The organism is Streptomyces sp. NPDC052020 (genome assembly GCF_040680575.1).
GTDB lineage: Bacteria > Actinomycetota > Actinomycetes > Streptomycetales > Streptomycetaceae > Streptomyces.
In genome coordinates this window covers 247,711-267,426 of record NZ_JBFAWY010000009.1, presented here as the reverse complement: position 1 = coordinate 267,426, position 19,716 = coordinate 247,711, and the positions used below count along the sequence as shown (strand labels likewise).

The 19,716-nt window shown below is 73.6% G+C and carries 14 protein-coding genes; 6 read left to right on the top strand and 8 right to left on the bottom strand.

Features of this window, described 5'->3' with window-relative positions; translation table 11 throughout:
* Nucleotides 1-417: 417 nt before the first annotated feature.
* Both AB0L74_RS12655 and ptsP read left to right on the top strand, forming a co-directional pair.
* Nucleotides 418-867, top strand: a complete 450-nt coding sequence (locus tag AB0L74_RS12655) for a PTS glucose transporter subunit IIA (RefSeq protein ID WP_365649516.1) — start codon at nucleotides 418-420, stop codon at nucleotides 865-867.
* 83 nt (nucleotides 868-950) lie between these two features.
* A complete protein-coding gene (ptsP, locus tag AB0L74_RS12650) occupies nucleotides 951-2,621 on the top strand; it encodes a phosphoenolpyruvate--protein phosphotransferase (protein ID WP_365649513.1) in 1,671 nt (556 codons plus the stop codon).
* 90 nt (nucleotides 2,622-2,711) lie between these two features.
* Here the strand turns inward: ptsP and AB0L74_RS12645 are convergent, their stop codons facing one another.
* On the bottom strand, nucleotides 2,712-3,602 hold the full coding sequence (locus tag AB0L74_RS12645) for a hypothetical protein (RefSeq protein WP_365649510.1): 891 nt from the start codon (nucleotides 3,600-3,602) through the stop codon (nucleotides 2,712-2,714).
* Nucleotides 3,603-3,715: 113 nt separating this feature from the next.
* Nucleotides 3,716-5,692, bottom strand: coding sequence for an acetoacetate--CoA ligase (locus AB0L74_RS12640; protein WP_365649507.1), 1,977 nt, complete (start codon nucleotides 5,690-5,692; stop codon nucleotides 3,716-3,718).
* A gap of 212 nt (nucleotides 5,693-5,904) precedes the next feature.
* Here AB0L74_RS12640 and AB0L74_RS12635 point away from each other — a divergent pair, with 212 nt between their 5' ends.
* Nucleotides 5,905-8,283, top strand: a complete 2,379-nt coding sequence (locus AB0L74_RS12635) for a TIM-barrel domain-containing protein (protein ID WP_365649504.1) — start codon at nucleotides 5,905-5,907, stop codon at nucleotides 8,281-8,283.
* Here AB0L74_RS12635 and AB0L74_RS12630 read toward each other — a convergent pair.
* Together AB0L74_RS12630 and AB0L74_RS12625 are read right to left on the bottom strand one after the other, a co-directional pair.
* Nucleotides 8,274-8,810 (bottom strand): NUDIX domain-containing protein, encoded by a 537-nt coding sequence (locus AB0L74_RS12630; RefSeq protein ID WP_365649501.1) that lies wholly within the window; start codon nucleotides 8,808-8,810, stop codon nucleotides 8,274-8,276. The genes AB0L74_RS12635 and AB0L74_RS12630 overlap by 10 nt on opposite strands.
* A 46-nt stretch (nucleotides 8,811-8,856) precedes the next feature.
* Nucleotides 8,857-9,684 (bottom strand): M15 family metallopeptidase, encoded by an 828-nt coding sequence (locus tag AB0L74_RS12625; protein WP_365649498.1) that lies wholly within the window; start codon nucleotides 9,682-9,684, stop codon nucleotides 8,857-8,859.
* 168 nt (nucleotides 9,685-9,852) lie between these two features.
* On the opposite strand from AB0L74_RS12625, the gene AB0L74_RS12620 reads away from it, so the two are divergent.
* The 3 genes from AB0L74_RS12620 to glpK all read left to right on the top strand — a co-directional run bounded on the left by AB0L74_RS12620 (nucleotide 9,853) and on the right by glpK (nucleotide 14,482).
* A complete protein-coding gene (locus tag AB0L74_RS12620; protein ID WP_365649496.1) occupies nucleotides 9,853-11,598 on the top strand; it encodes an EAL domain-containing protein in 1,746 nt (581 codons plus the stop codon).
* A gap of 559 nt (nucleotides 11,599-12,157) precedes the next feature.
* Entirely contained in the window at nucleotides 12,158-12,907 is a 750-nt protein-coding gene (locus AB0L74_RS12615) for an MIP/aquaporin family protein (protein ID WP_365649493.1), read from the top strand.
* Between the two features lie 54 nt (nucleotides 12,908-12,961).
* A complete protein-coding gene (gene glpK, locus AB0L74_RS12610; RefSeq protein WP_365649490.1) occupies nucleotides 12,962-14,482 on the top strand; it encodes a glycerol kinase GlpK in 1,521 nt (506 codons plus the stop codon).
* Between the two features lie 108 nt (nucleotides 14,483-14,590).
* Here glpK and AB0L74_RS12605 read toward each other — a convergent pair whose 3' ends face one another.
* The 4 genes from AB0L74_RS12605 to AB0L74_RS12590 form a co-directional block, all read right to left on the bottom strand.
* Entirely contained in the window at nucleotides 14,591-15,196 is a 606-nt protein-coding gene (locus AB0L74_RS12605; RefSeq protein ID WP_365649487.1) for an ATP/GTP-binding protein, read from the bottom strand.
* A gap of 235 nt (nucleotides 15,197-15,431) precedes the next feature.
* Nucleotides 15,432-15,827: a DUF742 domain-containing protein gene (locus AB0L74_RS12600; protein ID WP_365649485.1), complete on the bottom strand. Its 396-nt coding sequence runs from the start codon at nucleotides 15,825-15,827 to the stop codon at nucleotides 15,432-15,434.
* 9 nt (nucleotides 15,828-15,836) lie between these two features.
* On the bottom strand, nucleotides 15,837-16,271 hold the full coding sequence (locus AB0L74_RS12595; protein ID WP_365649482.1) for a roadblock/LC7 domain-containing protein: 435 nt from the start codon (nucleotides 16,269-16,271) through the stop codon (nucleotides 15,837-15,839).
* Nucleotides 16,268-19,318, bottom strand: coding sequence for a nitrate- and nitrite sensing domain-containing protein (locus AB0L74_RS12590; protein WP_365649479.1), 3,051 nt, complete (start codon nucleotides 19,316-19,318; stop codon nucleotides 16,268-16,270). Before AB0L74_RS12590 ends, AB0L74_RS12595 begins: the two co-directional genes overlap by 4 nt.
* Nucleotides 19,319-19,716 lie beyond the last annotated feature (398 nt).

Below are 19,716 nucleotides of genomic sequence, written 5' to 3'. Positions count from 1 at the left end.
GTTGACTTTTGGCACGCTGTTGAGTTCTCAAGGAACGGACGCTTCCTTCGTACTCACCCTCTCGGGCTTTCCTCCGGGCGCTTCCCTTCGGTGTTCCCAACTCTACCAGTGTTTTCCCGGCCCTCTGACCACCGTCCCGCAGACAAGCGGAAGGATGATCCCGAGATAGGATCCACGGATGAGTTGGTGCCGCCGGAGCCAGGGCACTCGGTTGGTGCCGCTCAGCCCCCAGCAGGTGTTCGACTCTACACGGGGCCGCCGAGCGGGTGCAAATCGCTGTGAGGTGTGGTCTAGACCTCTAATCGGTGGTTCCCGTGCGAACCGGTACTACCTATGACATACGCTGCTGCTCAGCGCGCCGTCCGGTACACGCGGTGACGGCCATATAACTCTCTCTCCACCCCTGGGAGGCTTCCCATGACCACCGTGACGTCCCCGCTCACCGGACGCGCCATCGGACTGGCGGCAGTGCCCGATCCGGTCTTCTCCGGAGCCATGGTCGGCCCTGGCACGGCGATCGACCCCGAGCGTGAGCCCTCCGAGGCCGTCGCCCCCGTGGACGGGGTCATCGTTTCCCTCCATCCGCACGCGTTCGTCGTGGTGGACGAGCAGGGACACGGTGTGCTCACCCACCTCGGCATCGACACGGTGCAGCTGAACGGCGAAGGGTTCGAGCTGCTCGTGAACAAGGGCGACACCGTCCGGCGCGGTCAGAGCATCGTGCGGTGGAACCCCGCCGCGGTCGAGGCCGCCGGCAAGTCCCCGGTGTGCCCGGTGGTGGCCCTGGAGGCCACGGCCGAGGCGCTCTCCGATCTCCGTGAGGCCGGCGACGTGAAGGCCGGCGACAGCCTCTTCGCCTGGAAGTGAAGTCGGTGCCGCCGGACGGCGGCGAGCAGGACAACCACCGCGGCGGCGAGCCCGCCGCACTCGCACTATCGGAGACGGGTGAGATGGAGACAACGCTGCGAGGCGTCGGCGTGAGCCACGGAGTGGCCATCGGCGAGGTTCGGCACATGGGAACGGCGGTGCTCGAACCGCCCGCCAAGCAGATCCCCACGGAGGACGCGGAGCGCGAGCAGGGGCGCGCCCGCCAGGCCGTGGAGGCTGTGGCGGCCGACCTGATGGCGCGCGGCAATCTCGCCGGCGGTGAAGCCCAGGCGGTACTCGAGGCCCAGGCCATGATGGCCCAGGACCCCGAGCTGATGGCGGACGTGGAACGGCGCATCGCGGTCGGCAGCACCGCCGAGCGCGCGGTGTACGACGCCTTCGCCGCCTACCGTGCCCTGCTGGCCGGTGCGGGCGAGTACCTGGCCGGCCGGGTGGCCGACCTGGACGACGTGCGCAACCGCATCGTCGCCCGGCTGCTCGGCGTGCCGATGCCCGGTGTCCCGGACAGCGACCGGCCGTACGTCCTCATCGCGCGGGATCTGGCGCCGGCCGACACGGCGCTGCTCGACCCTGCGCTGGTGCTCGGCTTCGTCACCGAGGAGGGCGGGCCGACCAGCCACAGCGCGATCCTCGCGCGGGCGCTGGGGGTGCCGGCCGTCGTCGCGCTGCCGGGCGCCTGTGAGCTCGCCGAAGGCACGGTGATCGCCGTCGACGGCAGCACCGGCGAGATCTTCGTGGACCCGAGCGAGGAGCGGAAGACCCGGATGGAGGCGGAGGCGGCCGAGCGCAAGGCCGCCCTGGCCGCCTCGACCGGGCCGGGGGCCACCTCGGACGGGCACAAGATGCCGCTGCTGGCCAACATCGGGGGCCCGGCCGACGTGGCCGCCGCGGTCGAGGCCGGTGCGGAGGGTGTCGGTCTGTTCCGTACCGAGTTCCTCTTCCTCGACGACAGCGAGAACGCTCCGTCGGAGGAGAAGCAGGTCTCGGCCTACCGGCAGGTGCTGGAGGCCTTCCCCGAGGGCCGGGTCGTCGTGCGGGTGCTGGACGCGGGGGCGGACAAGCCGCTGGACTTCCTGACGCCCGCCGACGAGCCGAACCCGGCGCTTGGCGTGCGCGGGCTGCGGACGCTGCTCGACCACCCCGAGGTGCTGCGCACCCAGCTGACGGCGCTGGCGAAGGCGGCCGAGGGGCTGCCGGTCCACCTGGAGGTCATGGCCCCGATGGTGGCGGACCGTGCCGACGCCCGGGCCTTCGCCGACGCGTGCCGCGCGGCGGGGCTGCGGGCGAAGTTCGGCGCGATGGTGGAGATCCCGTCCGCGGCGCTGCGGGCGCGCTCGATCCTGCGGGAGGTCGAGTTCCTGTCGCTGGGGACGAACGACCTCGCGCAGTACACCTTCGCCGCGGACCGTCAGGTCGGTGCGGTCTCCCGGTTGCAGGACCCGTGGCAGCCCGCCCTGCTCGACCTGGTGGCGCTGTCCGCTCAGGCGGCGAAGGCCGAGGGCAAGAGCTGTGGTGTCTGCGGTGAGGCCGCGTCCGATCCGCTGCTCGCCTGTGTGCTGACCGGTCTGGGCGTCACCTCCCTGTCGATGGGTGCCGCGTCCCTTCCCTACGTGCGGGCGACGCTGGCGAAGTACACGCTGGCGCAGTGCGAGCGGGCCGCCGCGGCGGCCCGGGCGGCGGACAGTGCCGAGGAGGCGCGAGGCGCGGCCCAGGCGGTGCTGTCCGGCGAGTAGGCGAGTGACCGGCTGCGCGGCCGCCCGTCTCGGCTGCGTGGCTGTCTTCTCGGGGGCGCTCCACCCGTGGGTGGGGCGCCCCCGCGGCGTTCAGTGCCGGTGGTCCGGGCCCGGGTGGTCGTCTCCGAGGTCGGGCGGCGCGCAGTAGTCGACGTTGGATTCCGGGGAGATGAGGTCGCCGGACTCGACGTCGGTGCAGTAGGCGTCGAAGACCTCGCCCGCGGTGAGGGGCTGGAGTCCGTATCCGCGCAGGCGCCAGCCGTAGACGCGGTCGGGGGTGCCGGCGGCGGTGGTGCGCATGACGAGCCCGCCGGGGCTGTGGGTGGCCAGGCCCAGGGCCAGGACGGTGGTGAATTCGAGCGCCTCGGTCTCGTCCAGCTCCGTGTCGCCGTCGGCGTCCTCGGCCGCGTGCAGGACGGAGAGGAGCGTTTCCGGTGCGCCGGAGACGCTGCACACCAGGTGGTGGGCGCCGGGCGGCGCCGTGTCGAGGATGCGCAGGAGGAGACGGGAGGCCCGGGCGAAGGCCGCGTGGCCGATGTCCTCGCCGCAGGTGGCACAGGTGCCCAGGCGGGCGAGCAGGTGGGCGGCGTACTCGCGGGTGGCCTGGCGGACGGCTTCGTCGATCAGTTCGGGGAGCAGGTCGGTGAGGGGCTGGCCCTCGTAGGGGACGGCGGGGCCGGCGGCCGCGAGTTCGGCGGTGAAGCGGGTGCGGCTGGCAGGGGTGTCGGGATCGATGCCCGTGGCCGCGCAGAAGGCGGCGTACTCCTCGGGGTCGAAGAGGGTGACGGTGGTGTGGGTGCCCTGGGAGGCCCGGGTCCTCAGGAGGTCTTCCACCTGCTCGAGGTAGGCCGTGTGGTCGTCGAAGGCGAAGGTGCGGTAGCGCCGCATGGCGCGGAAGTCGTGCTCGTCGGTGAGCAGGCCGATGGTGCCGGCGATCTCCCGGCGCAGGACGCGTCGCATCGTCTGGTCGGTGTGCGCCATGTCTTCCCCCTGTGCGTGCGCAGTCGATCAATGCTCACTCACAGTAACCGAGCGCACTGACAGTGACGGGTGCGGGCCGGCCGGCGGGAGGTGGCCGGCCGGCTCGGCGGGGGTCAGGCGCGTTTGCGGGCGAGGTCCTCGAAGTGGTGCAGGAGGTCGAGGTTGTCGATGGAGCCGGGGTTGACCGCCTTCTCCAGCGGGGTGCCTTGCAGGAGGCGTTTGACGGGGACCTCGATGCGCTTGCCGGTGAGGGTGTGGGGGATGCCGGGGACCTCGATGATCTCATCGGGTACGTGGCGGGGGGAGAGCTGCTCGCGGATGGTGCGCTTGACGCGGTCCAGGAGGGCCTCGTCGAGGAGGGCTCCGGGGGCCAGGTGGACGAAGAGGGGCATCCAGTAGCCGCCGTCGGGCTGTTCGACGCCGATGACGAGGGATTCCTTGATCTCGGGGAGGCGTTCGACGGCCTCGTAGATGTCGGCCGAGCCCATGCGGACGCCCTGGCGGTTGAGGGTGGAGTCGGAGCGGCCGTGGATGACGACGGAGCCGCGGGAGGTGACGGTGATCCAGTCTCCGTGGCGCCAGACGCCGGGGTAGGTGGCGAAGTAGCTGTCGTGGTAGCGGCTGCCGTCGGGGTCGTTCCAGAAGCGGATCGGCATGGACGGCATGGGGTTGGTGACGACGAGCTCGCCGACCTCGCCGGTCAGCGGGTTGCCGTCGGGGTCCCAGGACTGGAGGTCGGTGCCGAGGCAGGGCGCCTGGAGTTCGCCGGTGTACACGGGAAGGGTGGGCACGGCTCCGGCGAAACAGGAGCAGACGTCCGTGCCGCCGCTGACGGAGGCGATCCACAGGTCGGCCCCGCTCTCGGCGAACTCGTCGTGCAGCCAGCGGAAGCCGTCGGGCGGGAGCGGCGAGCCGGTGGTGGCGACGCACTGGACGGTGGAGAGGTCATGGTCGCGGCTGGGGTGGAGGCCGGCCTTGCGGCACGCCATGACGTAGGCGGCCGAGGTGCCGAAGAGGGTGGTGCGGGTGCGTTCGGCGACCCGCCACTGGGCGCCGGTGTCCGGGTGGCCGGGGCTTCCGTCGTACAGGACGATCGTGGTGCCGGTGAGCAGGCCGGAGACGAGGAAGTTCCACATCATCCAGCCGGTCGACGTGTACCAGAAGAAGCGGTCCTGCGGGCCGAGGTCGCAGTGCAGGCCGAGCTGCTTGAGGTGCTCGGTCAGGATGCCGCCCTGGGACTGGACGATGGCCTTGGGCAGGCCGGTGGTGCCGGAGGAGTAGAGCACCCAGAGGGGGTGGTCGAAGGGGACCTGTTCGAAGTGGGGTTCGGTGTCGGCGGAGGTCAGGGCCGTCCAGTCGAGGGCGCCGTCGGGGGTCTCGGTGCCGAGCAGCGGGACGTGGATCACGGCGCGCAGGGTGGGCAGCGCCCGGCGGAGCTCGGCGACGGTGGCGCGGCGGTCGTGTTCCTTGCCGCCGTAGCGGTAGCCGTCGACGGTGATCAGCACGACGGGTTCGACCTGCTGGAAGCGGTCCAGGACGCTGCGGGCGCCGAAGTCGGGGGCGCAGGAGGTCCACACCCCGCCCACGGCGGCCGTGGCGAGGAGGGCGACCACGGCGTGGGGGATGTTGGGGAGGTAGCCGCTGACGCGGTCGCCGGGGCGTACGCCGAGGGCGCGGAGTTCCGCGGCGAGGGAGCCCACCTGGCGGCGCAACTCGGCCCAGGTGACGGGGCGTGGTACGTGGGTCTCGTCGACGTACAGCAGGGCCGGTTCGTCCGCGCGGGTGGCGGAGGCGCGCAGGGCGTGCTCGGCGTAGTTGAGGGTGGCGCCGGGGAACCACTGGGCGCCGGGCATGGCGCGGTCGCCGAGCACGCGCGCGTAGGGCGTGGCGAACCGGACGTCGAACCACTCGGTGACGGCTTTCCAGAAGGTGTCGAGCCGGTCGACGGACCAGCGGTGCAGGGCCGGATATCCGCCCTCGGCGGGGGCGCCGTGGTGCTCGGCGGCCCATGCCTGGAACCGGGTGATCCGTGCGCGGGCGGTGCGCTGGGGATCGGGCTGCCAGAGCGGCTGGGGGTTCACGGTCGTCATGGGGCGGCTCCCGGACTGTGCGCGTCGTGTGCGTCCTCCGCGCACGGGCTGGGGTGTGCGCGTGACGCGGCTGACAGGACGATGCCACGCGATCGAGGTCTGCACCAGGGTTCGCCACACATAGTCCCTGACGTGAAGATGTGCTCCCGGCACGGGTGAACGGGAGTTGAACGACACGCCTGGGCGGGGCGGTCAATGGCAGGCTGAGCAGCATGGACGGTCGTGACCTGGTGCGTTCGGTGAAGGCGGTTGGTTCGGTGGGGGCGGCGCAGGGGCTGCGTACCGTGCGGGCCGCGTGGCGCCGCAGGCGTGCCGATGCCGCCGCGCTGCCGCGGCCGGAGGCCGAGCGGGCCCGGGTGCCGGGATGCGTCACGGGGGTGGAGTCCGGGCCGGGCGGCGGCGTCGTCCGGTTCGGCCGTTCCGAGCTGCGGATCTTCGTGGCGGTGAACGGGGCGGTCTTCTGGGGGTGGGACGGCGCCGGCCCGGAGCCGTCGTACGCGCTGGCGGGCCGCTGTCCGGAGCCGGACCCGCGGGTGGTGCTGGAGCCGGACACCGCCGGGGGCTGGCGGGTGGTCGCGGAGCGGGTGACGGTGGGGGTGTCGCGGCACGGCGCGATCGAGGTGCGTACGCCCGGCGGGGTGACCCTGCGCCGTGAGCTGCCGCCGCGCTGGTGGGAGCCGGCGGGCGGCGGTGCGGCGCGCTGGGTGCAGCGGTCGGAGGTGGCCGCGGACGCGCGGTTCTTCGGGCTCGGGGGGCGCGCGTCGGGGCCGCGGCTGCGGGACGGGACGTACCGGCTGTGGAACACCGATCCCCAGGCGGCCTTCCGGCCCGGTGACGATCCGCTGTATCTCACGATGCCGGTGCAGGTGGTGGTGGCCGACGCCGGCACGCATCTGGTCTTCCACGACAACACGTGGGACGGCACGGTGACGTTGCGGGAGGGCGCGGAGGGCGCCGGGTCCGGGCACGACCGGGCCGGGACGTGCGTGCTGCGGATGGACGGCGGACCGCTGCGCTGCTGGGTGATGGTGGGCACCCCCGCGCGGGTGCTGCTGACGTGGGCCTCGCTCACCGGGGCGCCCGCGGTGCCGCCCGCGTGGGCGCTCGGTCATCATCACGCGCGGTGGGGGTTCGGCACCGAGGAGGAGGTCCGGCGGATCGTCGCGGGGTACCAGGAGCGTGATCTTCCGCTCGACGCGGTGCATCTGGACATCGACCACTACGACGGGCACCAGGTGTTCACCGTCGACCAGGAGCGGTTTCCCAAGCTGCCCGTGCTCGCCGAGGAGCTGCGGCGGGACGGGATCCGGCTGGTGTCGATCGTGGATCCGGCGGTGAAGGCGGCGCCCGGCAACGCGGTGTACGACGGCGGGAGGGCCGGGGACGTCTTCGTGCGGGACGCCGCGGGGCAGGTGGTGCGGGGGGTGGTGTGGCCGGGTGAGGCGGTGTTCCCGGACTTCACGCACGCGCGCGTGCGCGAGTGGTGGGGCGGTCTGTACGAGGAGCGGCTCGGGCAGGGGTTCTCGGGTTTCTGGCACGACATGAACGAGCCGACGTCGTTCACGGCGTTCGGCGAGCCGACGCTGCCGCGGTCGGCCCGGCACCACCTGGAGGGCCGGGGCGGTGACCATCGCGAGGCGCACAACGTGTACGCGCTGTGCATGGCCAGGGCGGGGTACGAGGGGCTGCGCAAGCTGGCGCCCGAGGAGCGCCCGTTCGTCTTCTCGCGCTCCGGGTGGGCGGGCATGCAGCGCTACGGCGGCACCTGGTCGGGGGACGTGGCCACGGACTGGTCCGGATTGCGGGCGTCGCTCGCGCTGGTGCTGGGGCTCGGGCTGTGCGGGGTGCCGTACTCGGGGCCGGACGTGGGCGGTTTCGACGGGAGTCCGTCGCCCGAGCTGTATCTGCGGTGGTTCCAGCTGGGCGCGTATCTGCCGCTGTTCCGGACGCACGCGAGCTGGCGGGCGGGGCGCAGGGAGCCGTGGGAGTTCGGTCCCGAGGTGCTGGAGCACGCGCGCGCGGCGCTGGCCGGGCGGCGGCGGCTGCTGCCGTACTTCGTGACGCTGGCGCATCTGGCGCGGCGCACCGGCGCGCCCTATGTGCGGCCGGTGTGGTGGTCGGCGCCCGAGGACCGGGCGCTGCGGGACTGCGAGGACGCCTTTTTGCTGGGTGACTGTCTGCTGGTGGCGCCGGTGCTCGACGAGGGGGCCGGCCGGCGTGCGGTGCGGCTGCCGCGGGGGCGCTGGTACGACGCGGCGACGGAGCGGGCGTACGACGGGCCGGCGCGGGTGGTGGTGGACGCGCCCCTGGGCCGGATCCCGGTGTTCGCCCGCGCGGGTGCCGTGCTTCCCGTACGGGGGGACGACGGCGGGCTGGAGCTGGAGGTGTGGGCGCCCGCCGGGGGGCGGAGCGGGGGCGGGCTGGTGGTGGCGGACCCGGGCGACGGCTGGGAGGAGCCGGAGATCGAGCGCTATGCCGTCCGCTGGGAGGGCTCGGATCTGGTCGTCGAGCGGGAGGGCGAGGAGGGCCCGGCCGAGCCCGGGCGCCCGGTGCGGGTGCGCGGGCTCGCGGCGGGGCGGAGTCAGGTGTAGCGGCCCTCGAACCAGGCCCGGACGGCCAGGGTGTGCAGCGGGAAGGCGAGTTCCTCCGGCTCGCGCAGCAGGTGCCGCCCGTCCGTCTCGTCCGTGCCGGAGAAGGGCGGGAGGCTGTCGGCCGGGCGCCGCGGGAGGAGGCCGAAGAGCAGCAGGTGGCCGTCGGGGGAGCTCATCGCGTCGGCGAGCCGTACGTCGCGGCTCGCCGCGTCGATGCCCGTCTCCTCCGCCAGTTCGCGGACGACCGCCCGCCGCCAGTCCTCACGGTCGTCGACGTAGCCGCCGGGCAGGGCGACGCCCCCGCGCGCGGGGGCCACGGTCCGGGTGATGACGACCAGGGCGGCGCCCCGGGTGTCGTACACCGGCTGGAGGGCGACCGCGACCGGCAGGGGGTTGCGGTAGGCGGCGGTGGAGCAGGCCGGGCAGGTGCGGGGCCAGCCGGTGACGCCCGGTCCGTAGGGCGCTCCGCAGCTCGAACAGTGGGTTCCGGGCGCGGAGTCGGGGCGGGGGTGGTGGGTCGCGGGCACGCGGCGGACTGTATCCGACCGTGCGGGGGCGATGCGCGGGGGCGGCTCAGCGGGCGGTGGCGACGGACCTGGTGGAGACGGGGAAGTCGAAGTAGGTGTCCGGGTACGGCTCGGGCTTGTAGGTGTAGTGCCACCACTCCTCGGCCAGGTTGACGAAGCCGGTGTCCTCCAGGGTGGTCTTGAGCAGCAGCCGGTTGGCGCGCTGTTCGCCCCGGACGCGCGGGTCGAGGGTGTGCGAGAGGGTGTCGAAGCAGTCGAAGCCGGTGCCCATGTCGACGGAGTTGTCGGGGAAGCGCTGGTCGCGTGGGGCGTGGCACGGCACGAGTGGCTGCCCGGGGCGGTAGGGCGGGGTCGGTTTCGCCGGGAGCCGGACGAGGGTCAGGTCCACCGTCGAGCCACGGCTGTGGCCGGACTTCTCGGCGATGTAGCCGTCCGCGAAGAGGCGGGTCTTGTCGACGTCCGGGTAGAACTCGCCCTTCATCGCCTGGTCGTCGAGGTCCTGCGCCCAGCGGACGAAGTGGTCGACGGCGCGCTGCGGCCGGTAGCAGTCGTAGACCTTCAGGGTGTAGCCCTTGGGGCGGAGCCGGAGCTGGGCCCGGTGGAGGGCTTCGGCGGCGGGGCGGGTGAGGAGGCAGACGGGCTGCCGGTAGCCGTCGACGCGTTCGCCGACGAAGTTGTGCCGGGTGACGTAGCGGATCTCCTGGAGGATCGTGGGGTCGACGCTGCTCAGACTGACGAAGTCCGCCGGCGCGCCGGGTTCCGGGGCGGTCCGGACGGAGGCGGTGGCGGTGGCCGTGGCGGGGGCGGCGAGCAGGGCGAACAGGGCCGCGAGTGCGAGGAGCGGGCCGCGTACCGCGGACGAAGACCGTGTCATGCTCCTCTCATCTATCAGGCGGGAGGCGGGCCCGGGAAGCGCTGCGGCCCGGGTGCGGGCCTCGCACCCGCGTTCTCGGCGGTCCACCTGAGGCGACCGGGCCGCGCTTCCGCGTGAACGTCTCATGAACTGCGCCTGGGCGGGGACCGGCACCGTCATCATGCTCCCGTGCACTCCTGGACGGACACTCTCCGCTTCGCCTTCCAACCGGTGGTCAACCTGACGACCGGCGGAGTCGCGGCACTGGAGATACTCGCCCGCCCGGAGACGGGAGACGTCCTGGCCGAGGCCCGCCGGGACCCCGGGCTCGACGAGAGGCTCGCCGGGGCGGCGGTCCGGGCGGCGGCGCTCCGGGAGACGCTGCTGCCCCTGCACGTCAACGTGTTCGCCGGGACGCTCGCCGACCTCGGCGGGCTGCCCGCCCTGTACGACGCCGTCCGGGGGACGGGGCGCATGCCGTGGGAGGTGACGGTCGACGTCTGCCCGCCGTACACCCATGTGCCGCGGCGTGCCCTGCTGGAGGCGGTGTCGGCACTGCGCGGCCAGGGTTTCCGCGTCTGCGCGGACGGGGTCGGGGACGGGGACGTACCGCTGCGGCTGCTCACCGACCTGGCGCCGGAGCTGGTGAAGCTCGACGCGTCGCTGCTCGCCCGGTCGGCGGCGGTGCGGGCGATGCGCACCCTGTGCGACGAGCTGGGGGCGCTGCTGGTCGTGGAGGGCGTGGAGACCGAGGCGCAGTGCGCGGCCGCGCGGGCGGCGGGGGCGCAGCTGGCCCAGGGCGAGCTGCTGGCGCCGCCCGCGCGGCTGCCCGCTACGGACGTGTACGTTCCGGCGCGCTCCCCCGGCGCCGTGCCGGTGCCCCGGCCAGGGCCGTCGGTGCGGGAGTTCGTGCGGCCGGCCGCGCTGCTGCCCGCGACCGCGTCCGCGGGGCAGGTGCGGGCGCTGCTGACCGGGGCGCCGGATGTGTCCGGGGTGCTGCTGGTGGACCGGGCGGGGGTTCCGGTGCGGTCGGTGCACCGGTCCCGGTTCCTGCTGTCGATGTCGAGCCGCTACGGGCACGCGCTGTACGCCGACCGGCCGGCGGCCAGGCTCGGCGATCCGCCCCGGACGGTGGGGGCCGACGCGACCGCCTGGGAGGTGCTGGACGTGGTGGCGGACGGCGGGCGGGACCGCACGTCGGACGATGTGGCCGTCGTCGACGGGTGCGGGCGGTGCGTGGGCGTCGTACGGCTCGCCGACCTCGTACGGGCGCTGGCCGAGAGCCGCGTGGAGGAGGCGGCCGGGCTCAATCCGCTGACGCGGCTGCCCGGCTCGGACGCGATCACCGGCGAGGTGGACCGGCGGATCGCGGGCGGACGGGCGTTCGCGCTGAGCTGGCTCGACGTGGATCACTTCAAGCAGGTCAACGACGGCGCCGGTTTCGCGGCGGGCGACGAGCTGATCCGCGGGGTCGGGCGGGCGCTGCAACGGGCGGCGGGCGGGCTCTCCGACGGACCCCGGGGGGCGGGTGGGGCGGTGGCGGACGGGTCGATGTGTGTGGGACACATCGGCGGGGACGACTTCCTGGTGCTCAGTGACCCCGACGGGCTGGCTCCGCTGGCGGCCTCGGTGCTGGACGCACCGTGGACGGCCGGGGGAAGGCCGGTGACGCTGTCCCTGGCGACGGTTCTGTGCGAGCCGGGCAGCGTGGTGGACCACCGGGAGGCGGCCGCGTGTCTGGCGCCGCTGAAGAAGGCCGCGAAAGCGCTGCGGGGGGCCAGTTGGGTGGTGGGGCGGGCCGGGATGCCGGGGCACGAGGTCCGGCGCGGCTCGGAACCGGTGGTGGGGGCGGGCGCGGGAACGGGGACGGCGTCGGCGGGGCGCGGGCCGGCGGAGACGGCCGGGTGCGCGGTGGCGGAGACCGGCCAGGAGTGAACGGGCGGGCCGCGCCCCTGTCCCTCAGGCACGCCCCCAGCGGTGCCCGGAGCGTGCGCGGTCCCGCGGTCATGCCACGGCCGGGTGAGGGGTCCGCTGAGCCGGAAGCGCCGACGTGCACGCGGTGAGGGCCCGGTGCACGATGGTCGCGTCGATCGGGTCGGGCGGGTGGTCGCCGGGCGGCCGGAACGGGTGGTCGCCGGTGGTGTGCGCAGCGGGCGCGGCGGACGCGGGGCACTCCCGGCGGCGGCCGCACGGGCGGACGGCTGGTCCGCAACCGTTGCCGTCGGCCGCCTTGACGGCCTCTGGGCGCCGGTGAACACTTCCGGTGTCAGCCGACATCGCCGTACATCTCGGCGTATTCCGGTACTGCGCCGCGCGGGTTCCGCTGTGTCAAGGGCGGTTCCGCGAAGGGCGGTTCGGCTGCGACGGCACGCTCGCCACGGACGCCGGGCGGGGCCCGGGCCCTCCCTGCCCCGGCGGAAGCCGCCGTGGCACACGTACCGAGCAACACGTGAGGGCCGGGGCCGGTCGTCCCGGGCCAGGCCTAGGAGCCGCCATGAGCAACGGAGACATTTTCGTCGGCGAGACCATCGGCACGGCGATCCTCATCCTCTTCGGCGCGGGCGTCTGCGCCGCCGTCACCCTCCGTTACTCCAAAGCGCGGGCCTCGGGCTGGGTGGTGATCGCGTTCGGCTGGGGATTCGGCGTCCTGGCGGGCGCGTACACCGCCGCTCCCCTGTCCGGGGGGCATCTCAATCCCGCCGTGACCCTGGGCATCGCCGTCGACACCGGGGAGTGGGGCACGGTCTGGGTCTATCTGCTGGGGCAGCTGGTCGGCGCGATGGCGGGGGCCGCTCTGTGCTACCTGGCGTACTTCGCCCAGTTCCAGGCCAATGTGCGGACGACGGGGACGGCGGAGGGGACGGCGGAGGAGCCCGTTCCCACGCTCGGCGTCTTCGCCACGATCCCGGAGATCCGCAACCCGGTCGCCAACCTGGTCACGGAGGTCATCGCCACCGTCGCGCTGGTGCTGCCGGTCCTCGCGTTCGGCCTGACCGAGGGGCTCGGCGAGTCCGGCACACAGGTGCTGATCGTCTCGCTCCTCGTGGTCGGCATCGGCCTCTCCCTCGGCGGGCCGACCGGCTACGCCATCAACCCGGCGCGCGACCTCGGTCCGCGCATCGTGCACACGTTCCTGCCGATCCCCCACAAGGGGACCTCCGACTGGGGCTACGCCTGGGTCCCGGTCGTCGGTCCGCTGATCGGCGGGGCGCTCGCGGGCCTCGTCTACAACGCGGCCTTCTGAGCCTTCGCCCCCGGCCGCCACAGCGGCTTTCCGAATCCAGCCCAAGGGGTAGCCATGCCGGACCACGACGCGAGGTACGTCGCCGCGATCGACCAGGGCACCACCTCCAGCCGCTGCATCGTCTTCGACCGGAACGGCGCCGTCGTCTCCGTCGACCAGCGCGAGCACCGCCAGATCTTCCCCAAGCCCGGCTGGGTGGAGCACGACGCCACCGAGATCTGGGCCAAGGTGCGGGCCGTGGTCGCCGGGGCCCTCGCCAAGGCGGGACTGCGCGCCGAGCAGCTCGGCGCGCTGGGCATCACCAATCAGCGGGAGACCACGGTCCTGTGGGACCGGACCACGGGCAAGCCGGTGCACAACGCGATCGTGTGGCAGGACACCCGGACCGCGTCCCTGTGCGGACGGCTGGGCGGCGCGGACGGGCAGGACCGTTTCCGCGAACGGACCGGGCTGCCGCTCGCCAGCTACTTCTCCGGCCCCAAGGCCGCCTGGCTGCTCGACAACGTGCCGGGGCTGAGGGCGCGCGCCGAGCGCGGGGAGATCGCCTTCGGCACCATCGACTCCTGGCTGATCTGGAACCTCACCGGCGGCACGGACGGCGGGCGGCACGTCACCGACGTCACCAACGCCTCCCGGACCATGCTGATGAACCTCCACACGCTCCAGTGGGACACCACCGTCCTGTCCGCCATGGACGTGCCCGAGTCCGTCCTCCCCGAGATCCGTTCCTCCGCCGAGGTGTACGGCACGGCCGTCGGGCGGCTCGCGGGCGTGCCCGTCGCCTCGGCGCTGGGCGACCAGCAGGCCGCCGTGTTCGGCCAGGCCTGCTACGACGTGGGCGCGGCGAAGAACACGTACGGCACGGGCGGTTTCCTGCTGCTCAACACGGGCGACCGGCCGGTGCCGTCGAAGAGCGGGCTGCTGACGACGGTGGGCTACAAGATCGGTGACCAGGCGCCCGTCTACTGCCTGGAGGGGGCGATCGCCATCACCGGCGCGCTCGTGCAGTGGTTCCGCGACCAGCTCGGCATCATCCGTACCGCCGACGAGATCGAGCCGCTTGCGGCGAGCGTGGCGGACAACGGCGGGGCGTACATCGTCCCCGCGTTCTCCGGGCTGTTCGCGCCGTACTGGCGTTCGGACGCGCGCGGTGTCGTCACCGGGCTCACCCGGTACGTGACGAAGGCGCACCTCGCGCGGGCGGTGCTGGAGGCCACCAGCTGGCAGACGCGTGAGGTGGTGGACGCCATGTACCAGGACTCGGGGGTGCGCATCACGTCCCTGAAGGTCGACGGCGGGATGACGAAGAACAGCCTGCTCATGCAGCACCAGGCGGACGTGCTCGGCGTGCCCGTCATCCGGCCCGCGGTCTCCGAGACCACGTGCCTGGGCGCGGCCTACGCGGCCGGGCTGGCCACGGGCGTGTGGGACGGCCTCGACGAGCTGCGGTCGCACTGGCGGAAGGACGCCGAGTGGACCCCCGCGATGGAGTCGTCCGTACGGGAGCGCGAGTACCGCGACTGGCGCAGGGCGGTGGAGAGGAGCCTCGGGTGGGTGGAGGAGGGGGACGCGTAGCCACGCGCGCGGGGCCCCGGCGTACGCGAGCGCGGGCACGCGCGCGTGAGCGTCCTTTCCCGCCGCGGTCCGTACCTCGGCCGGCGGGGTACGAGCCGTGCCCGTGTGTCAGGCGGTGACGGACCGGCGGCGGGCCGCGGCGGTCGCCATGGCGTGCTGGACGACACCGACGAGGACCTCCTTGGCCGACTCCCGCTCGCGCGCGTCGCACATCAGCAGCGGCACGGAGGGGTCGAGGTCGAGGGCGCGGCGGACTTCTCCGGCGGGGTAACGAGGGGCTCCGTCGAAGCAGTTGACGCCGACGAGGAAGGGTATGGAGCGGCGCTCGAAGTAGTCGACGGCGGCGAAGGAGCCCTCCAGGCGCCGGGTGTCGGCGAGGACGACGGCGCCGAGCGCGCCTTCGGCGAGTTCGTCCCACATGAACCAGAACCGCTCCTGCCCGGGTGTGCCGAACAGGTAGAGCACCAGGTCCTCGCGCAGGGTGATGCGGCCGAAGTCCATGGCGACGGTGGTGGTGTGCTTGTCCTCCACGCCGCGGAGGTCGTCCAGGGGCCGCCCGGCCTCGGTGAGCAGTTCCTCGGTGCGCAGCGGCCGGATCTCGCTGACCGCGCCGACGAGGGTGGTCTTGCCCACGCCGAAGCCGCCGGCCACCAGGATCTTGAGCGTGACGGGCTCGACCGGGGGTTTGCCGCGCTGGGAACGCCCGAAGATCATCGATCTCTTCTCCTGCTGGGTGCTGGACTGGACCGGCGGCGGAGCGACGAGCCCGCGCCGCCGGTGAGTTGGCCGCCGGGAGCCCCGGGGGGCCACCGGTCGCGCCCGGGGGAACCGCCGGCGGCCACCGGGGATCGCCGGGAGCCACCGGCGGCCACGAGGGACGGCCGGGGGCCGCCGCACGTCGTCCGCAGCCGCCGGGGGTTCGGTGCCGGGGCCCCTGGGGCCGTGTCGCTCACAGTGCCCGGAGGCCGTTGATCACATCGCGGAGGACGCTCTCGTCCGGCAGTTCGGCGGGGGGCACGGGCCGCGACACCCGGACGAACTCCGCGTCCACGAGGTCCCCGATGAGGACGCGTACGACGCCGACGGGCAGGTCGAGTTCGGCGGCGAGCTCGGCGACCGACTGGGGCGCGTCACGGCACAGTTCGACGATGTCCACGTGTTCCGGGGCCAGCGTCACGTCCGCCTCCGGGTCTCCGGCTTCGGGTTCGGCGACGACCACCGCGATGAGGTCCAGGCGATGCTGGGCCGCGCTGGTGGTGCGGCCCCGGGTCATGGCGTAGGGGCGGACGACCGGTCCGGCCTCGTCGTCGAACCAGTGGTTTCTTCCCTGACCGTCTGCGCTCATGTCATCCCACTACCCGCCCGAGGGCAGATCGGTGCGCGGTGCGGTGCCCAGGTGTACGCCGACCCGCTTGACGAGAAGGGTCATCTCGTAGGCGACCTGGCCCACGTCGGAGTCGGCGTCGGACAGGACGGCGAGGCAACTGCCGTCCCCGGCCGCCGTGACGAACAGGAAGGCGTCGTCCAGTTCGACGACCGTCTGCCGGACGCTGCCCGCCTCGAAGTGGCGCCCCACGCCCTTGGCGAGACTGTGGAAACCGGACGCCACGGCGGCCAGATGCTCGCTGTCCTCCCTGGTCAGATCCTTGGACACCCCCGTCGGCAGGCCGTCGCCGGACAGCACGACGGCCTTGCGGATGCTCGCGACACGGTCCACCAGGTCGTCGAGGAGCCAGTTCAGCTCCCCCTTGGCGGTCGTGGTGTGGCCGGTCACCTTCGGTGCGGTCATCGACCGTCCCCCTTTGTCGTTCGTCGTGGTGCTGTGCCGCTGTGGGCGTCGTCGCCCGCGGCGTTCTCCTCGCGGCCGCGTCGCCAGCCGCGCTGGAGCGCGGCCATACGGCTGCGTACTTCCTCGGCGTCCCGTTCGGCCGGGTCCGCCCGGTCGTCGCCGGGCCGCTCGGAGTCCCGCCGGAGCTGCGGGGCCAGGCTGGCCTGCCGGACACGGCGGGGCAGCGGGCCGGTGCCGGAGCCGGTGGCCGGTCCCGCCGTCGGGTCCGGTCCGCTCGGCGCCGCGTCGGCGTCCCGGGCCGGGCGCCGGGCCGGGCCGGGCCCGGTGCCGGCGGCCTCGTCGGCGTCCCGGGCGGGGAAGGGCCTGACGGCGGCGCTCTCGTCGGGGTTCCGGGCCTCGCGGGGCGGATTGCCGTCCGGCTCCGCGCCGCGCTCGCCGTCGGACCGGTGCCGGCGACGAGACGGCAGGGACGGCGGGGACGGCGGGGACGGCGCCCGGTCCGGACCAGGGTGGTCCGCGTTCCGGCCGGCGGCGGCCGCTCCCCCGCGGCGCCGGGTCGGCAGCGCGGGCGGCGCGCCCCCTTCCGGCCGCTCCGGCCGCTCCGACAGCTCCGGCAGTTCCGTCCGTTCCTTCTCCGCCTTCTTCCGGTCGTCTTCCGGTGCCGGCCTGCCCGCGGCCGTCAGCGGCGCCTCGCCGGACTTCTCCCGCCGGCCGCGGTCGCCCACCCGACGGCCGTGCGAGCTCACCAGCTTGGGCGTGCGACGGCGGGGCAGGGGAACCGGCGAGGAAGCGCGGTCCCGCTCCCCCGGCACCCCGTCCTCGACGCCTCGTACGCCGGTGTCGCCGCGGTGCGGCTCGCCGGGGTGACGGCCCGGTTCGTCCCGCGCGGGCAGCAGGGAGGGGCGCGGCCCGAGCAGCCCGCCGCGTGCACCGTCCTCGTCGCCGGGCACCTCGGGGAAGTCCGCGAGGGCGTCCAGGTCGACCGGTGCCTCCAGCTCGACGGGACCGTCCAGGACGGAGGCGGGCAGGCCGGGCAGTGGTCCGGGCGGCTGGGAGAGGGCGGCGCGGCGCTGCTCCTCCGGATCCCGCCGCTTGGCGTGCTGGGGCCGGTCGAGGCGGAACCCGACGCCGTTGGTGTCCGGGGCGTCGTCCGTGAGCAGCGCTTCGGGGATGAAGACGACGGCGGTGGTGCCGCCGTACGGCGACGGCTGGAGGGAGACCCGGACGTTCTGCCGCTGGGCGAGCCGGCTGACCACGAACAGGCCGAGCCGGTCGGTGTCGGACAGTTCGAACTCCGGTGTCTCGGCGAGCCGGAGATTGGCGTCGAGGAGGGCGTCGGCCGCCATGCCGAGGCCGCGGTCGTGGATCTCCAGGGTGAAGCCGTTGGCGACCCGCTCGCCCACGACCTGCACGGCGGTGTGCGGGGGCGAGAACACCGTGGCGTTCTCGAGGAGTTCGGCCACGAGATGGGTGAGGTCCGCCACGGCCGGGCCGATGACGGCGATCCGGGGCAGCCGGCGGACCTCGATGCGTTCGTAGTCCTCGACCTCGGCGACGGCGGCCCGCACCACGTCCATGAGCTGGATCGGTTTGCGCCACTGCCGGGAGGGGGCGGCACCGGAGAGGATGACCAGGCCCTCGGCGTGCCGCCGCATACGGGTGGTCAGGTGGTCGAGACGGAAGAGGTCGGCGAGTTCGTCGGTGTCCTCGGTCCGGCGTTCCATGGTGTCGAGCAGGGTGAGCTGCTTGTGGAGCAGGACCTGGCTGCGGCGGGCGAGGTTGACGAAGACCTCGGAGACACCGGCGCGCAGTTCGGCCTGTTTGACGGCGGCCTCGACGGCGGCGCGCTGGAGGGTGTTGAGGGCCTGGCCGACCTCGCCGATCTCGTTCTTGGCGTACTCCAGGCGCGGCACCTCGGTCTCCACGTCGACCTGTTCGCCGGCGGACAGGCGGCGCATGACGCTGGGCAGGCGCACGCCGGACGCCTCGTGCGCCTCCAGGCGCAGTTGCCTCAGATCACGGATGAGGCCGCGGCCGACGCGTACGGACAGGAAGAGGGAGACCAGCAGGGCCAGCAGTCCGAGCACGCCGGCGATGACCGCCTTGGCGATGACGGCCATCGCGACGGGGCGGACCCGGTCCTGGTAGCGGTCGGCGGCCCGGTCGTCGAGGGTGCCGAGTTCGTCGAGCACCTTCCCGGCCGCGGTGTCCCAGCTCCGGGCGGTGACGCCGCTGGGTATGCCGGTGTCGGAGGGGGCGGCGGAGGAGAGGGCCGCCTCCTCCGCCACACGCAGGGGCGCGGAGGAGGCGTTCTTCCAGAAGCGCTCGTAGCGGGCCCGGTCGGCGGCGGGCAGCAGCGGCAGGTTGAGGTCGTACAACTGGGTGCGCTGGGCCACGAGGTCGGAGACGTCCCGGACCTCCGCGCGGGTCAGGCGGCCCGCGACCAGTGCGGAGCCGAGCAGGGCGTCCTCGCGGGAGAGCAGTTCACGGGCGCGGGAGAGGCTGACGAGCGCGCGGTACTGCTTGTCCAGGGTGACGTTGTCGACGACGTGGAGGCCCCCGAGCAGGAACTGGCAGGAGTCGACCAGGCGGTTGTAGAGGTCGAGGGCCTGGGCGCGGTCGACGGTGCCGTCCTCGACGCCGCGGCGCAGGGACTCAAGGCCGCCGAGGGCGTCCAGGACGGCGGTCAGCCGGTCGTCCTCGCCCTGGCTCAGCGCGTCGCGCACATCGGGGTTCCGGGCGTTCTCGCGGACCTCGGCGGCCACCCGGTCGGTGGCGGCGCGGCTGCGGTGCAGGGCGGTGAGGGCCTCGGAGGCGCGCGGGTCGGCGAGGTAGACGAGGGTCTGGCGGCGCTCCTGCTGCACGGCGCGGACGGTGTCCTCGACGGGGTAGCCGACCTCCTCCACGACGGAGGACACGCTGAACAGCCGGCCGGCCTCGCGTCCCGTGAGCACGGTGGCGAAGGCCCAGATGGCGGTCAGGGACAGCAGCGGCACGAGCAGCAGCGCCACGATCTTCCGGCGGATCGACGTCCCGCGAAAGCGCATGGCCTCCCCCAGCTCGACCCCCACCGGCCGGGGGTACACATGTGCGTCAACAAACGGCGCGAGCCTACTACCGCCGCGGAGAGAACTCGAAGACCCTTCCGGACTGCGAACTTCCACACCGACGCGACAGACAGGTCGATTGTCCGGCTATCACCGGATATCTCATTCGGGTCGCGGCGGCGGTCGCGGGGCTGAAGCGCCCGTCGGGGCGGGGTGGTTGGCCCGTTCTCTTCACTTGGGGAGAAGGTGCGGGAATTTCGCGCATCCCGGGAATCTTGAGCGGGCCTCGTTCGTCCTAGGAGTGTGGGGGCGGAACCGGTCAGGGAAGCCGCATCCCGCGTCCAGGCGGCGTAAAAGTGCGCAAGCCGGGCAGCCACTGGGAAGCCGGGTCTTCCGGA

What these genes read in the sequence shown, in the direction of transcription:
- AB0L74_RS12615 (WP_365649493.1), top strand. Translation starts at nt 12,158, where the DNA reads ATGAGCAACGGAGACATTTTCGTCGGCGAGACCATCGGCACGGCGATC.
- AB0L74_RS12605 (WP_365649487.1), bottom strand. Translation starts at nt 15,196, where the DNA reads ATGATCTTCGGGCGTTCCCAGCGCGGCAAACCCCCGGTCGAGCCCGTC.
- AB0L74_RS12590 (WP_365649479.1), bottom strand. Translation starts at nt 19,318, where the DNA reads ATGCGCTTTCGCGGGACGTCGATCCGCCGGAAGATCGTGGCGCTGCTG.
- AB0L74_RS12645 (WP_365649510.1), bottom strand. Translation starts at nt 3,602, where the DNA reads ATGGCGCACACCGACCAGACGATGCGACGCGTCCTGCGCCGGGAGATC.
- AB0L74_RS12595 (WP_365649482.1), bottom strand. Translation starts at nt 16,271, where the DNA reads ATGACCGCACCGAAGGTGACCGGCCACACCACGACCGCCAAGGGGGAG.
- AB0L74_RS12600 (WP_365649485.1), bottom strand. Translation starts at nt 15,827, where the DNA reads ATGAGCGCAGACGGTCAGGGAAGAAACCACTGGTTCGACGACGAGGCC.
- ptsP (WP_365649513.1), top strand. Translation starts at nt 951, where the DNA reads ATGGAGACAACGCTGCGAGGCGTCGGCGTGAGCCACGGAGTGGCCATC.
- AB0L74_RS12655 (WP_365649516.1), top strand. Translation starts at nt 418, where the DNA reads ATGACCACCGTGACGTCCCCGCTCACCGGACGCGCCATCGGACTGGCG.
- AB0L74_RS12635 (WP_365649504.1), top strand. Translation starts at nt 5,905, where the DNA reads ATGGACGGTCGTGACCTGGTGCGTTCGGTGAAGGCGGTTGGTTCGGTG.
- glpK (WP_365649490.1), top strand. Translation starts at nt 12,962, where the DNA reads ATGCCGGACCACGACGCGAGGTACGTCGCCGCGATCGACCAGGGCACC.
- AB0L74_RS12640 (WP_365649507.1), bottom strand. Translation starts at nt 5,692, where the DNA reads ATGACGACCGTGAACCCCCAGCCGCTCTGGCAGCCCGATCCCCAGCGC.
- AB0L74_RS12625 (WP_365649498.1), bottom strand. Translation starts at nt 9,684, where the DNA reads ATGACACGGTCTTCGTCCGCGGTACGCGGCCCGCTCCTCGCACTCGCG.